General features: G+C 35.0%; 12 protein-coding genes. 10 read left to right on the top strand and 2 right to left on the bottom strand.

Going from position 1 to position 13874, the window contains the following annotated elements:
- The first annotated feature begins 40 nt into the window (after nt 1-40).
- The 7 genes from ACLTBU_RS04925 to ACLTBU_RS04895 all read left to right on the top strand — a co-directional run bounded on the left by ACLTBU_RS04925 (nt 41) and on the right by ACLTBU_RS04895 (nt 8475).
- Nucleotides 41-1426: a cation:dicarboxylate symporter family transporter gene (locus ACLTBU_RS04925; RefSeq protein ID WP_412217923.1), complete on the top strand. Its 1386-nt coding sequence runs from the start codon at nt 41-43 to the stop codon at nt 1424-1426.
- Nucleotides 1423-2763, top strand: coding sequence for a CoA-disulfide reductase (locus ACLTBU_RS04920; protein WP_177671229.1), 1341 nt, complete (start codon nt 1423-1425; stop codon nt 2761-2763). The genes ACLTBU_RS04925 and ACLTBU_RS04920 overlap by 4 nt, the downstream gene beginning before the upstream one ends.
- A gap of 185 nt (nt 2764-2948) precedes the next feature.
- Nucleotides 2949-3596 (top strand): hypothetical protein, encoded by a 648-nt coding sequence (locus ACLTBU_RS04915; RefSeq protein WP_177671228.1) that lies wholly within the window; start codon nt 2949-2951, stop codon nt 3594-3596.
- 33 nt (nt 3597-3629) lie between these two features.
- A complete protein-coding gene (clpB, locus tag ACLTBU_RS04910) occupies nt 3630-6230 on the top strand; it encodes an ATP-dependent chaperone ClpB (RefSeq protein ID WP_337529963.1) in 2601 nt (866 codons plus the stop codon).
- A gap of 157 nt (nt 6231-6387) precedes the next feature.
- On the top strand, nt 6388-7128 hold the full coding sequence (locus ACLTBU_RS04905; RefSeq protein ID WP_177671226.1) for a polymer-forming cytoskeletal protein: 741 nt from the start codon (nt 6388-6390) through the stop codon (nt 7126-7128).
- A gap of 11 nt (nt 7129-7139) precedes the next feature.
- Nucleotides 7140-7850 carry a polymer-forming cytoskeletal protein gene (locus ACLTBU_RS04900; RefSeq protein WP_412217919.1) on the top strand — a complete coding sequence of 237 codons (711 nt, stop codon included), beginning with the start codon at nt 7140-7142 and terminating at the stop codon, nt 7848-7850.
- Nucleotides 7851-7854: 4 nt separating this feature from the next.
- Entirely contained in the window at nt 7855-8475 is a 621-nt protein-coding gene (locus ACLTBU_RS04895; RefSeq protein WP_177671224.1) for a DUF4004 family protein, read from the top strand.
- 129 nt (nt 8476-8604) lie between these two features.
- Here ACLTBU_RS04895 and ACLTBU_RS04890 read toward each other — a convergent pair whose 3' ends face one another.
- The gene (locus tag ACLTBU_RS04890; protein ID WP_177671223.1) at nt 8605-9459 is read right to left on the bottom strand and encodes a YitT family protein; all 855 of its coding nucleotides are present in this window, start codon (nt 9457-9459) and stop codon (nt 8605-8607) included.
- Between the two features lie 216 nt (nt 9460-9675).
- Here ACLTBU_RS04890 and ACLTBU_RS04885 point away from each other — a divergent pair, with 216 nt between their 5' ends.
- The 3 genes from ACLTBU_RS04885 to pduL are packed head-to-tail and all read left to right on the top strand — an operon-like array spanning nt 9676 to nt 12484.
- Complete coding sequence (locus ACLTBU_RS04885; protein ID WP_412217916.1) at nt 9676-10968, top strand: hexokinase family protein; 1293 nt, start codon at nt 9676-9678, stop codon at nt 10966-10968.
- Nucleotides 10969-10989: 21 nt separating this feature from the next.
- Entirely contained in the window at nt 10990-11895 is a 906-nt protein-coding gene (locus ACLTBU_RS04880; RefSeq protein WP_177671221.1) for a type I phosphomannose isomerase catalytic subunit, read from the top strand.
- Between the two features lie 10 nt (nt 11896-11905).
- Nucleotides 11906-12484 (top strand): phosphate propanoyltransferase, encoded by a 579-nt coding sequence (gene pduL, locus ACLTBU_RS04875; RefSeq protein ID WP_177671220.1) that lies wholly within the window; start codon nt 11906-11908, stop codon nt 12482-12484.
- A gap of 57 nt (nt 12485-12541) precedes the next feature.
- Here the strand turns inward: pduL and ilvA are convergent, their stop codons facing one another.
- Nucleotides 12542-13741: a threonine ammonia-lyase gene (gene ilvA / locus ACLTBU_RS04870; protein WP_249331135.1), complete on the bottom strand. Its 1200-nt coding sequence runs from the start codon at nt 13739-13741 to the stop codon at nt 12542-12544.
- Nucleotides 13742-13874 lie beyond the last annotated feature (133 nt).

The following is a 13874-nucleotide window of genomic DNA, read 5'->3' as shown; positions in this document are numbered from 1 at the left end:
TTTAATAGACATTATAGATTAGGCATTAAGGAGGCAAAGTATGAATAGTGTATTTTTTACAGATTTTTTAATGTTAAGTGACCTTAGAACACTTCTTTGTATTGTGCTCTTAGTAGGTCTTTTTGCAGTTATGCATAGACTTCAAAAGAAAAAAGTAAACTTTTCTAAACGCATGGTTATAGGAACAGTTCTAGGTCTTGTATTAGGACTTGTTATACAATTTATTTCAGGATTTTCAAATGATCCAATGCAGATTACTTTCGTAGCTGAAACAACTAAGTGGTATGGATTGATAGGGAATGGATTTATAGACCTTATTAGAATGCTTGTTATACCTCTTGTAATGGTTTCTATCATTCATGTTATTATTAATATGAAAGAAGGCGCTAATATTGGAAAGCTTACAAAAAATGCTATGATTGTTACCATGACTATGGTTATTATAGCAGTACTTGTAGGATTAGGTGTAGGTATGGCCTTTGGTGTAGGAAAGGGTATGGCAGTAGTAGGTGGTAGTGCTGAGATTAAGGAAGTAACGAATGTAGTAGATACTTTAAGAGGTTTACTTCCAGCAAATCCAGTAAAGGCTATGGTAGATGTCAATATCATTGCACTTGTCATTATGGCAGTATTTTTTGGAATGGGTGCAAAACGTATGTCTAAAAAATACTTTGACGTAGTCAAACCATTTTTTGATTTAATTAATGCACTTCAAAAAATTATTATGAGTGTGGCTATGACGATTATTAAATATATGCCATACGCAGTTATTGCACTTTTAGCTAATACCATCGCTCAGCGTGGACTTGCAAGTATTTTGGAAGTAGGTATTTTCATTGTAGCACTTTATGTAGCTGTTGTTATTATGTTTGTAATTCAGCTTATAGCGCTTGCAGTTTTTGGAGTAAATCCAGTTATTTATATGAAAAAAGCGTTACCTGTTATGATCTTAGCTTTTACATCTAGATCAAGTGTAGGGGCATTACCGCTTACAATTGAAACTTTAACAGATAAATTAGGTGTTAATGATGGAACGGCTAGTTTTGTAGCTGGATTTGGTACAACAGCAGGTATGCAAGGATGTGCAGGGGTCTTCCCGGCGTTACTTCTTATCTTTGTAGCCAATGTAAATGGTATGCCGATAGATATAACTTTTATTGCTATGTCAGTCATTGTTGTAGCACTAGGTTCATTAGGAATCGCAGGAATTCCAGGTACAGCAACTATGGCAGCTTCAGTAGCTTTATCAGGGGTTGGTTTAGCATCATCATTCCCAGTAGTTAGTCCGATTTTAGCCATAGATCCTATTGTAGATATGGGAAGAACTTTAATCAATGTAACCGGTTCTATGGTTAATGCTATTATAGTAGACCGTACGTTAGGACAGATGGATATGGAGCACTTTAGAAAAGAGGTATCTAAATGAAAGTAGTTATTATTGGTGGTGTAGCAGCAGGTATGAGTACTGCTACAAAGTTAAAACGTAATCTAGGTGAGCAAGTAGAGATTGTGGTATATGAAAAAGGTAATGAAATTTCTTATGGTGCATGTGGTATACCTTTTTATGTATCAGACCACATTAAAAAAGGTGAAGACCTTATCGCACGTACACCTGAGCAATTTGCAGCAAGTGGTATCCCTGTGAAAATCTATCATGAAGTAATCGCAGTGGATGAAGTGCAAAAAACGGTTACAGTACGTGACCTTGTAAAGAATGAGACTTTCACAGACCATTATGATAAGCTTGTAATAGGAAGTGGAGCAGGTGTTAACCGTTTTGCTCCGTTTAATTATCCATATAACAATTTACATGAAATTCGTAATGTGGCAGATGGTACCTTAGTTAAGGAACGTCTTCAAGATGCAACTGTAAATCATGTGGTTGTAGTAGGAGCAGGATTCATTGGTCTTGAAATGATTGAAGCGTGTAAGAAATACAATAAACAAGTAACCTTAGTAGAGCTTTCAGATCGTATTTTAAGTGTTATGGATGAAGAAGTAACAAGTGTTTTAACTGAGGAGCTTATTAAAAACGAAGTAAAAGTATTTACAGGATTTAAAGCTACTAAACTTATTTCAGAGAATGATAATATTTGTCAGATGGTTATTGCAAATGAGGAAGAGACTATAACGTTAGAAGCCGACATGGTTATTAACTGTGCAGGTATTAAACCTTATACCGATTTTATTAAAGGTGTAGATAAAGCAGCAAATGGCGCTATTATCGTCAATGAAGATATGGAGACAAGTATATCAGATATTTATGCAGCAGGAGATTGCAGTGTTATGAAATCTTCTGTAACAGGCGCACTCTTATATGCTCCTCTTGGAACAAATGCTAATAAACAAGGTAGAATTATAGCAGACTTAATTGGTGGTAAAGAAAGAAAGCCTTTCAAATTAATTGGAAGTTCTGCGCTTAAGCTTTTTGAAGTAGATGCTGCAAAAGTAGGTATTTCTGAAAATGAAGCCAAAAGATTAGGTATTCCTTATAAGGCTAATACTATTACAGGAAATAGTTATGCTTCTTATTATGGCAATGAAAAAGTGACAATTAAAGTGATTTATCATGCTGACACAAGAAAAATATTAGGTGCTCAAGCCGTAGGAAGTGGTATTGTAGTACCAAGAGCCAATTATTATGCTATTGCTATTTATAGCGGTCTTACAGTTGATGAATTTGGCTTTATGGATTTATGTTATTCACCACCATTTAGCGGTGTGTGGGATACAGCACTGATTGCATCTAATACAGCTAAATAATTAATAATCAAATAAAAACATCAGTCTTTTAGGCTGATGTTTTTTATTTGCAAGAAAGTACATACTATAAGTGAAGCATATAAAATAAGGAAAAAATTACTGAAATAATCCGTAAATATAATTATATAATGATATTGACAATAAAAATAAAAAGTCATACAATAATACCATAAAGAGGTGATGAGATGAAGAAAAGTGTATATAGTATCGTTCTTATGGATGATGTAGTACAAGCAATAGATGCACTTGCCTATAGACTAGGGACAAGTCGCTCGAATTTAATTAATCAAATCTTAGCAGAAAAGGTAGCACTCATTACCCCAGAAATGCAAATGAGAAATGTGTTTAATGAAGTAGAGAAGCTATTAGATGGATATAGCCATTTTCAGATTCAACCTCAGGCAGCAGATTCTATGATGAGTATACGAAGTGTTTTAAGATATAAATATAATCCAACTATTCGGTATGCTATTACATTAGATCGAAGTGCAGGAAGTAGAATAGGTGAACTTAAGGTAATCTCTAGAACGCAGAGTGATGTTCTTCAAAAATACCTGGTACACTTTTTTGAGTTATGGACTATGCAGGAGAAGCAGGTAAAACTTCCAGGGTGGCAAATTGATCAGGGAGGTAAGTGGATGCGTGAGCTCATTAAACAGGATGATAGGATTTGTGAAGGGGAACAGATTGCAAGTGCTATTGCAGATTATATTAAAGCAGTAGATAAAGGGATTAAAATTTATTTCCAATATATTGATAATATACCTTATTTAAATAGGGAGCTTAGCAATCATTTTAATACGTATATACAAAGTAGTTTAATACTTGTTTAAAATTAATACCTATAAATGAAGGAGGGTATTTGTATGAATATGCAAAAGTTTACACAAAAATCATTAGAAGCTTTAAATCAAGCACAAAGCGTTACAATCAGTCATGAAAATACACAGGTTGATCAAGAGCATGTTTTCTATGCCCTTTTAGATCAAGAAGATGGACTTATTCCAAGTATTTTAACTAAAATGAACTGTGATGTAAAAGCTGTTAAAGAAGCGGTTGTAACAGCTATTAATAAAAAACCAAGAGTCTCAGGACCAGGTAGAGAGCCGGATAAGATTTATATTTCACAAGATGTAGATAAAATGCTTGTGAAGAGTGAAAAAATAGCTGGAAAGATGCAAGACGATTATATTTCTGTAGAGCATATTATGCTTGCACTTATTGACACTGCTAACTATGAAGTAAGTAATATACTTCGTGCTTATAATATTAATAAGAAAAACTTCAGTGAAGTGCTTAAAACAGTGCGTGGTGCTAGCCGTGTCACAAGTGATGCACCAGAAGGCACATACGATGTACTTTCTAAATATGGTTATGATCTGGTACAACGTGCAAGAGATGGCAAGCTAGACCCTGTTATTGGTCGCGATAGTGAAATTCGTAATGTTATCCGTATTCTTTCTCGTAAGACAAAGAATAATCCAGTCCTTATTGGTGAACCTGGCGTAGGTAAAACAGCTATTGCAGAAGGACTTGCACAACGTATTTTAAATGGTGATGTTCCAGAAAGTCTTAAAGATAAAACAATCTTCTCACTCGATATGGGAGCACTCATTGCAGGGGCTAAATTTAGAGGAGAGTTTGAAGAACGTCTTAAAGCTGTACTTGAGGAAATTAAGAAAAGTGAGGGACGTATTATCTTATTCATTGATGAAATTCATAATATTGTAGGAGCAGGTAAAACAGAAGGCTCTATGGATGCAGGTAACCTTCTTAAACCAATGCTTGCAAGAGGGGAGCTTCATTGTATAGGTGCGACTACTCTTAATGAACATCGTCAATACATTGAGAAAGATGCAGCGCTTGAAAGACGTTTTCAACCTGTTATGGTAAGTGAACCTACTGTAGAAGATACTATTGCTATTTTACGTGGTCTTAAGGAACGCTATGAAATTTATCATGGTGTACAAATTCAGGATAATGCTCTCATTGCAGCAGCTACACTTTCAGACCGTTATATTTCAGATCGTTTCTTACCAGATAAAGCTATTGACCTTGTAGATGAGGCATGTGCTATGCTTCGTACAGAAATGGATTCTATGCCAACAGAGCTTGATGAGATTGCACGCAAAGTCATGCAGCTTGAGATAGCAGAAGCGGCTCTTAAAAAAGAAGAGGATGCTGTTTCTAGAGAAAATCTTAAAGAAACAAGAAAAGAACTAGCAGAACTTAAAGATAAATTTAATGCAATGCACATCAAATGGGAAAATGAAAAAGAATTGATTACTTCTGTAAGAAATACAAAAGAAGAAATTGAACAAGCTACAGCAACTATGCAGAAATATGAACGCGATTATGACCTTAATAAAGTAGCAGAATATAAATACGGTATTATTCCAGGACTTGAGAAAAAACTCAAAGAAGCTGAGGAAAAAGTTCATGAGCTAGGTGAAGCAGGACTTCTTCGTGATAAAGTAAATGAAGAAGAAATTGCAAAAATTATTTCAAGATGGACTCATATTCCAGTGACAAAATTGATGGAAGGTGAACGTCATAAACTCCTTCGTTTAGAAGAAATTATCCATAAACGTGTTATTGGACAGGAAGAAGCTGTATCCAAAGTAAGTGATGCTATTATCCGTGCACGTGCGGGGATTAAAGATCCACGTAGACCAATTGGTTCCTTCTTATTCTTAGGACCAACAGGCGTAGGTAAAACAGAACTTGCTAAGGCTCTTGCAGAATCACTCTTTGATGACGAAAATGCTATGATTCGTATTGATATGAGTGAGTATATGGAAAAACATGCAGTGGCAAGACTTATTGGAGCACCTCCAGGGTATGTAGGATATGAGGAAGGGGGTCAGCTTACAGAAGCTGTAAGACGTAAACCTTATGCAGTTATTCTTTTTGATGAAGTTGAAAAAGCACATCCAGATGTCTTTAATGTACTGCTGCAAGTATTAGATGATGGGCGTATTACAGATTCTAAAGGGCGTACAGTAGACTTTAAAAATACTATTATTATCTTAACTTCTAATATTGGCTCTGACCTTATTTTAGAAGGTATTACAGATACGGGTGAAATTACAAATGAGGTAGAGGAAGGTGTTAATAATAGATTAAAAATGCATTTTAGACCTGAATTCCTTAACCGTCTAGACGATATTGTTATTTATAAACCACTTATGAAAGAACAAATTATCCAGATTGTAGACTTACTTGTGACAGACCTTAACAGACGTTTAGCGGATAGACAGCTTAGTGTAAAACTTACTCATGAGGCAAAGGTTTATCTTGCAGAACAAGGCTTTGATCCTGTATTTGGAGCAAGACCACTTAAACGTTTCTTACAGCGTAAAGTAGAAACACTGATTGGGCGTATGCTTATTGCTAATGATGTAGAACCGTTCTCAACCTTTGTAGTAGATTATGATGGGCAAGAACTTAAAATTTCAATAGAATAGAAATAGAGAGATTAAAAAAGAGGTTTTCGCGAAAGGAAAGCCTCTTTTTTAATACAACAATATAAATGAAACAATGTTATATTTATATATTTACAATAAAACATTGTTGTGATATATTAAATTTAACATAGAAAATAGAGAAGAGGAGATGTTTTAAATGAGAAATAGAGATTTGCATATTAGTGGAGCAGGAAGTTATCCAGGAGGAGAATTTGATAGTGTATCAATTAGTGGTTCTGGGAAAATAAATGGAGATATACGCTGTAAGAGTTTCTCAGGATCTGGTGCAAGTAAAGTTGTAGGAAATGTTGTATGTGAAAGGTTTAGCTGTTCAGGTTCAGGAAAAGTAACGGGTAATGTGGAGGGGTTAGAGATTAAAGCCAGTGGATGTTGTAAAATAGAAGGCGATGTTAAAGGGGGAAGCTTATCCGTATCTGGTGCTACAAAAATAGTAGGTAGCGTAAAGGGAGAAATAGTTTGTGGTTCAGGTGCTTTATCAGTAGGGAAAAATATAGAAGCTGAAGAAGTACGCATAGATGGTAGTATTAAAAATGAAGGAACTATTAATGCTGAAAAAGTAATTATTGAATGTAGAAGTGGTAATGGAACTTGTTCTTTTAATGAGATTGGTGCATCTACTGTTTCTATTAATGGCTATAGTGAAACATCTAGACCATATCTTTACAAGCTTTTTGGTATGTTTACTGGTGGGAGCATGGAGGGTATAACAGGTAATTTAATCGAGGGAGATACTATTTATGTAGCTAATGCTAAGGTAGATACCATTAGGGGAGAGCATATAACACTTGGACCTAATGCGGAGGTAAGATGCGTAGAATATACTCAAGAAATTAAAGTGAGTGAGACTGCTATTGTAAAAGATATAATTAAGCTATAGGGAGGCTGGATATGGCTAGTGGAAATGTTTTATTATTAGGTGCAGGAAAGTGTATAGAGGGAAAGTATAAGAAAGTACGTGTAATAGGAAGTGGGCAGATTGAAGGAGATATTGCATGTGAAAAGCTAACCAGTGCAGGGGCTGCACAAGTCACGGGGAATATCTATTTTGAACGCTGTAAAGTATCAGGTGCTTTTGAGGTAAAGGGTAACTTAGAAGGAAAGTGCCTACGTATAATGGGGGCAGGAGAAGTAGGTGGTAAAATAAGAGTGGAGACTTGCAGGGCTTATGGTGCTATAGAAGTTAAGGATAATATTAATGCAGAGTATTTTATTGTAAGAGGTGCTATAGAATGTATAGGAAGTATTAATTGTGAAAAGATTATGGTAGAGCTATTAGGAAAATGCGTTGTAGAAGAAATAGGAGCAAGTGAGATTGCTATAGGACAAAAAGTAAAAATTAAAGAAAAAAGTATTAAACATAAGATGATAAATAAGATGCGTATGCATATAGGTAAAGAAGAGGGGGACCTAAGAGCGCAAGCAGTAGAAGGAGATAAAATTTATCTAGATCATGCTAAAGTAGATACAGTAAGTGGTGGGGAGATTGAGATAGGGCCTTATTGTGAAATTGAACGCCTTGAATATACAAAGTCCGTTAAAATACATGAAAGTTCTAAAGTAAAAGAGCAGATACAGATTATAACAAGAAGAAACAGGTGATAAAATGGAAGAACTTATATCAAAGAAAGAGCTGTTAGAGCAGACGGGTATTTCATATGGACAATTATATAGATGGAAAAGAAAAAATATTATTCCTGAGGAATGGTTTATAAAAAAATCTGTTTCAACAGGGCAGGAAACTTTCTTTCCTAGGGAGAAAATTCTAGATCGTATTGAAATGATTGTAAATATGAAAGATGAGGCTTCTTTAGATGATTTAGCTAAGATGTTTAGTGTAGAATTTGAACATGCTAATCTAGATTTAGATAGGCTCATTAGAAAGAGTGTTATTACAGAGCAGTCCATTACCATTTATAAAGATATTACAGGGAATAAAAATATTGAAACCATAGAACAGGTAGTAGGGATTAAGGTTCTTAAAGATAAACTCACGGCAGGGGAGTTAACTTTACCTGAGTGTCAGGAACTTATTCGTTTTATTCATACCCATTTTGAAGTACTTACAGGTGAGAGTAATAGAATTTATGTGTTAAGAGCTATGGGGGTACCTTTTGTTATGGGGGTTAAATCAGAGAAAGATATTGTATTTAATGATAATTACAAAATTGTAACATGGGTAAATTTATATGATGAAATAAGCACTATTAAATTTGAACTTATGTAATTTAAACTTCTATAATTTAAACGGCAATAGCTCATCAAGTAAGAAGGTAAATATAAAGAAATGCATACAGCACAAGCTAAGTGGTATGTATTAAAAAAGAGCAAGTATAAAGATTATACTTGCTCTTTTTTAATTATTTTGTTCAAGTGATAAGAAGCCACGACCGTTTCCAATTACTTGTGCTACGTCAGAAACAGTGACAAAGGCATGGCTATCATGCGCAGATACAATGTGTTTGAGTTTAGCAACTTCTCGTAAGTTTACATTTGCATAAAGAATATATTTATTTTGATGAGTATAACCACCTATAGCAGGAACAATAGTTACACCTCTATTCATGACTTCCATAATATCTTTGGCGATAGCTTGACCTGTATCAGGAGAGGTAATGATGGAGACTGTACGACGCCTGTTAAGTCCATCTACTACATAATTTGTAGTTTGACTGCTAATAAACATACTTGCTGCAGTTAAGATGGAAATATCAATACCAAATGCAAAGATAGAAGTCAACATAATGACCATATTGATAGAAAGAATAACATTTCCCATACTAAATGAGAAAAACTTATTCAGGATTTTAGCTATAATGTCTGTTCCTCCAACAGAAGCATCACCTCTAAAGAGAATTCCCATGCCTAGGCCGTTTAAAAGACCTGCTACAAGAATAATAGTAAGAGGACTTTGAGTTGGAATGATAAAGCCATTGGTTAGTTCAAGCCAAAATGAAAAGCATATCATACCAAGTAAGCTAAAGTAGATGAATCTTCTTTTGAGAAAAATGAAAGCTAGTATAAAGAGTGGAATATTAAGTAAAATATTCGTCAAACTTAAATTCGCACCAGCTAAAAAATGTAGGAATAAAGAAATACCACTGATGCCCCCACTAAGCATCTGATTTGGAACAAGAATTCCATTAACTGCGATAGCCATTAGAAAAGTTCCAAGCAAAATAGAAAAAATACTTTTAATCTTGTTATTCATCACACAAGTCTCCGTAAATATGTATTATTCAACTAAATCAATGTGTCAATTATACCTTTTTAAAAGTTAAAAATCAACAAGATAGAACGTAATTTTAGTAAGAACCAAAAAATACTAACATTTATATAAAATTACTCTTAACGGAGGGACTTATACATGATATGATAAGGTAGAAAATGATTAAAGTTTGAATGTGATAAAGGAAAGGGAAAGAATATGTCAAAGACAATTATTACTCAATTTTTAAGTCAGCATGGCATGTACTATGGCGATCTTAACTTTGAAGCAGAATGCCAAAAGTTTATTGAAGAAATGGATAAGGGCTTATCTACAGAAGGTAGTAGTTTAGCTATGATTCCTACATATTTATCTGTAAAAAATGAGATTCAAATGAATAAACCAGCTGTTGTTATTGATGCAGGTGGGACGAACTTCAGAGTAGGTCTTGTAAGCTTTGATGATAACATGAAAGCTTCAGTAAGCGATTTTTCTAAAACACAAATGCCAGGTATTGCACGTGAACTTAGTAAACAAGAATTTTTCGGTGCTTTAGTAGATCATACAAAAGAAGTGGCTGAAAAATCTACAGATATAGGTTTTTGCTTCTCTTACCCTACGGAGATTAATAAAGACAAAGATGGTGTCCTTCTTTACTGGACAAAAGAAGTAAAAGCACCGGAAGTTGTAGGTGAAAAAATTGGTGCTAACCTTGTAGCAGGGTTAAAAGAAGTGGATGGTAAAGATCGCACAGTAGCCATCTTAAATGATACAGTAGCAACACTTCTTGGTGGTAAAGGAATTACAAGCCATCGTGTATTTGATGGTTATATTGGTTTCATCTTTGGTACAGGGACAAACCTTTGCTATATTGAAAATGTAGACGCTATTACTAAAATCAATGATGCAGAAGATCAAACAATGATTATCAATACAGAATCTGGTGGTTATAACAAACTACCAAGAGGTATAATGGATGCTAAGCTTGATGAAACTTCTAACAATCCTGGAGAGTATCAGTTAGAAAAAATGGTAAGTGGTAGATACTTAGGACCACTTGTACAAGAAGTGTTAAAAGGTGCAGCAAGTGAAGGGATATTCTCACCTGAATGTAATAAGGCTTTATTACAACTTGAAGGCTTAGAGCTTATTGATGTAAGCTTCTTTATGGCTGACCCACACAATCAAGAAAATGTACTTGTAAAATGTAATGCAGAAGAGGCAGATACAACCCTTATGTATGAATTAATTGATGCTATGATTGAGCGTGCAGCTAAAATCTGTGCAATCAAATTAAGTGCATGTATTCTTAAAACAAATACAGGTCGTGATATGGCAAGACCTGTAGCTATTGTTGGAGAAGGGACTACTTTCTACAAGCTTAAAGGCTATAAAGAAAAACTTGACTATTATATGAAAGCTTACCTTGTAAAAGAGCATGGTCACTACTATGAATTTATCAAAGGTGAAGATCTTAACTTAATTGGAACAGCTATTGCTGCATTATCATAATCAAAACAAAGGAGACTTAATATGAAACCACTTTTATTTAAACCAGTTTATGTAGAACGTATTTGGGGCGGACGTGACCTTGAAAAATATAGAGATGATATGCCAGAAGGTGTAATCGGTGAAAGATGGGATGTATCAGCACATACTGCAGGTATGAGTGTTGTAAGCGAAGGTGAGTATGCAGGCAAAACTTTACTTGAGCTTGTAGAAACTTTAGGAGAAGAGCTTGTAGGAAGTAAATGCGCGGGTAAAGAATTCCCACTTCTTATTAAACTTATCAACTCATGTGACAGCTTATCAGTACAAGTTCACCCAGGTGATGAGTATGCAAGACGTGTTGAAAATCAATTTGGTAAAACAGAGTGTTGGTATGTTATGGATGCTAAAGAAGGTGCAGCACTTGTAATCGGTACTAAAACAACAGATAAAGATGCTTTTAAAGCAGCAGCACTTGAAGGGACACTTGACCAATATCTTAACACAATTCCAGTTAAAAAAGGTGATTTCTTCTACATTCCAAGTGGTTTAATCCATGCTATTGGACCTGGCGTAATCATTGCTGAAATTCAACAAAGCAGTGATATTACATACCGTGTATATGACTACAACCGTGGTAGAGAAATGCATCTTGATAAAGCAATGGAGGTAACGGATTTTACACTTACTCCAGAAACAGCAATTAGTGAAACACTTCTTTGCCAAGGTGAATACTTCACAGTTGAAAAACATACTATTACAGATTCATTCAAAGATACAAGCAATGAAGAAAAATTCTTCCTTTTCACATGTGTTGAAGGTGAAGGAACACTTATCTGTGATGGATTTGAAGCTAAAATCAATCTTGGTGAAAGTTTCTTAATTCCAGCTACTACAGGGGAATATGAAATCAAGGGTAACTTAATAGTGCTTAAAAGTTTTGTAGCATAGGGGGATTACAATGAAGACATTACAAATACCAGTAGGGATTTCGGCAAGACACTTACATTTATGCCAAGAACATCTTGAAGTGCTTTTTGGGGAAGGAGCGCAGCTCCATCCGATTAAAACACTTATGGGTGGTCAATATGCAGCAGATGAACGTGTAACAGTCGTAGGTCATGCGGGCCGTAAACTCGAAAATGTACGTGTTTTAGGACCTCTTAGAGGAGCAACACAAGTTGAGATTTCTAAAACAGATGCTATGTTCTTAAAGGTAGAAGGTGTACTTAGGGATTCAGGAGATATTGAAGGGACACCAGGTGTAACACTGATTGGACCAAAAGGTGAAGTAACTCTTGAAACAGGATGCATTGTAGCTAAAAGACATATTCATATGTCACCTGAAGATGCTAAGAATTTTGGACTTGAAGATAAAGCACGTATTTCAGTAGAACTTGAGGGTGAAAGAGGCGGTATGATGCACAATGTGCTTGTACGCGTTGATCCTACTTTTACACTTGAAATGCATATTGATACAGATGAAGCTAATGCCTTTGAGGTAAAATCAAATCAAGTCATTAACTATACAGTAGAATAAAGAGAGTAAAAAAAGACCTAGGAGGCGTGTGAAGTGCTTCCTAGGTCTTTTTCGATATTAATAAAGTTGTGTAATAAAGTATCCATAGTCTTCAAATGTATTTTTGATAAGATGAATGTGTTCTGGACCATTTGTCTCAACAGTTACTTCGAGAAGAACATTTTTGAAACGGTTACGTGCTTTAAATTGATTGTGATCAAGATTTACAACATTGGCATTAATGCTACTTAAGATTTTAGAAACTTCAAGAAGTTGACCAGGTGTATTAGGAAGCTCTACTGTGAAGCAGAAGAGGCGTCCACGAGATACAAGACCACTGCGGATAAGGGCAGAAATAGTAAGCATATCAATATTACCGCCACTAATAATAGCAGCAACTTTTTTGTTTTTGAAGTTTAATTTTTTAAGTGCCGCAAGAGAAGCCGCTCCGGATGTTTCAGCAAGTAATTTATGTTTTTCAGTCAGTACAAGAAGACTATCTACAATAGCACTATCTTTAACTGTAATAATGTCATCAACATATTCTTTTATGTAAGAGAAAGTTAAGTCTCCTGGTGTTTTTACAGCAATACCTTCAGCAATAGTATCTACACGGTCAAGGGATGTAAGTTTACCCGCTTTAAAGCTACGTTCCATAGCATTAGCGCCTTCTGCTTGAACCCCAATAACTTTAATGTTTGGATTAATAGATTTTGCATAAAGGGCAACACCACTGATCAATCCACCCCCGCCAATAGGGCAAAGGATAGCATCAAGATTTGGGAGTTCTTCTAAAATTTCAAGACCTACTGTACCTTGTCCATAAATAATATCTGGATCATTGAAAGGGTGAATAAACGTTGCACCTTTTTCTTGTTCGATACGACAAGCTTCTTTAAAAGCATCATCGTAGCAACTTCCAGTTAGAACCACATTACCGCCAAAGTCTTTAGTAGACTGTACTTTTAAATAAGGTGTTGTCTCTGGCATAACAATAGTGGAGTCTACATGGCTTAAAGTAGCTGCATAGGCAACGCCTTGTGCATGATTACCAGCAGATGAACATACAACACCTTTTTCTTTTTCTTCTTCAGAAAGACTTCTGATTTTATTTAGGGCACCACGGATTTTATAGGCACCTGTCACTTGAAGATTTTCACATTTTAAATATACCTGATTGCCACTTAAATTAGAAAAGACTGGACTATAGAGAAGCGGTGTCTTAATAACAACATCTTTTATATTCTCACGTGCATCTTGAACTAATTTTGCATACATAATGAGCACCTCATTTCAGAATAGAAAATTACTTTTTCATTATAAAACAATCTTACTCATTGTACAAATAAATAATGCGAATGAATAAGGAAATATATAAATAAGTAAAAATAAATAACAAATATCAAAAAAT

This window comes from Zhenhengia sp. (assembly GCF_046966505.1).
In the GTDB taxonomy this organism is placed as follows: Bacteria; Bacillota; Clostridia; order Lachnospirales; family Cellulosilyticaceae; genus Zhenhengia; species Zhenhengia yiwuensis.
The sequence above is the reverse complement of the archived record's forward strand: the minus strand, read 5'-3'. Positions and strand labels throughout refer to the sequence as shown.

What these genes read in the sequence shown, in the direction of transcription:
- ACLTBU_RS04925 (WP_412217923.1), top strand. Translation starts at nt 41, where the DNA reads ATGAATAGTGTATTTTTTACAGATTTTTTAATGTTAAGTGACCTTAGA.
- ACLTBU_RS04920 (WP_177671229.1), top strand. Translation starts at nt 1,423, where the DNA reads ATGAAAGTAGTTATTATTGGTGGTGTAGCAGCAGGTATGAGTACTGCT.
- ACLTBU_RS04915 (WP_177671228.1), top strand. Translation starts at nt 2,949, where the DNA reads ATGAAGAAAAGTGTATATAGTATCGTTCTTATGGATGATGTAGTACAA.
- clpB (WP_337529963.1), top strand. Translation starts at nt 3,630, where the DNA reads ATGAATATGCAAAAGTTTACACAAAAATCATTAGAAGCTTTAAATCAA.
- ACLTBU_RS04905 (WP_177671226.1), top strand. Translation starts at nt 6,388, where the DNA reads ATGAGAAATAGAGATTTGCATATTAGTGGAGCAGGAAGTTATCCAGGA.
- ACLTBU_RS04900 (WP_412217919.1), top strand. Translation starts at nt 7,140, where the DNA reads ATGGCTAGTGGAAATGTTTTATTATTAGGTGCAGGAAAGTGTATAGAG.
- ACLTBU_RS04895 (WP_177671224.1), top strand. Translation starts at nt 7,855, where the DNA reads ATGGAAGAACTTATATCAAAGAAAGAGCTGTTAGAGCAGACGGGTATT.
- ACLTBU_RS04890 (WP_177671223.1), bottom strand. Translation starts at nt 9,459, where the DNA reads ATGAATAACAAGATTAAAAGTATTTTTTCTATTTTGCTTGGAACTTTT.
- ACLTBU_RS04885 (WP_412217916.1), top strand. Translation starts at nt 9,676, where the DNA reads ATGTCAAAGACAATTATTACTCAATTTTTAAGTCAGCATGGCATGTAC.
- ACLTBU_RS04880 (WP_177671221.1), top strand. Translation starts at nt 10,990, where the DNA reads ATGAAACCACTTTTATTTAAACCAGTTTATGTAGAACGTATTTGGGGC.
- pduL (WP_177671220.1), top strand. Translation starts at nt 11,906, where the DNA reads ATGAAGACATTACAAATACCAGTAGGGATTTCGGCAAGACACTTACAT.
- ilvA (WP_249331135.1), bottom strand. Translation starts at nt 13,741, where the DNA reads ATGTATGCAAAATTAGTTCAAGATGCACGTGAGAATATAAAAGATGTT.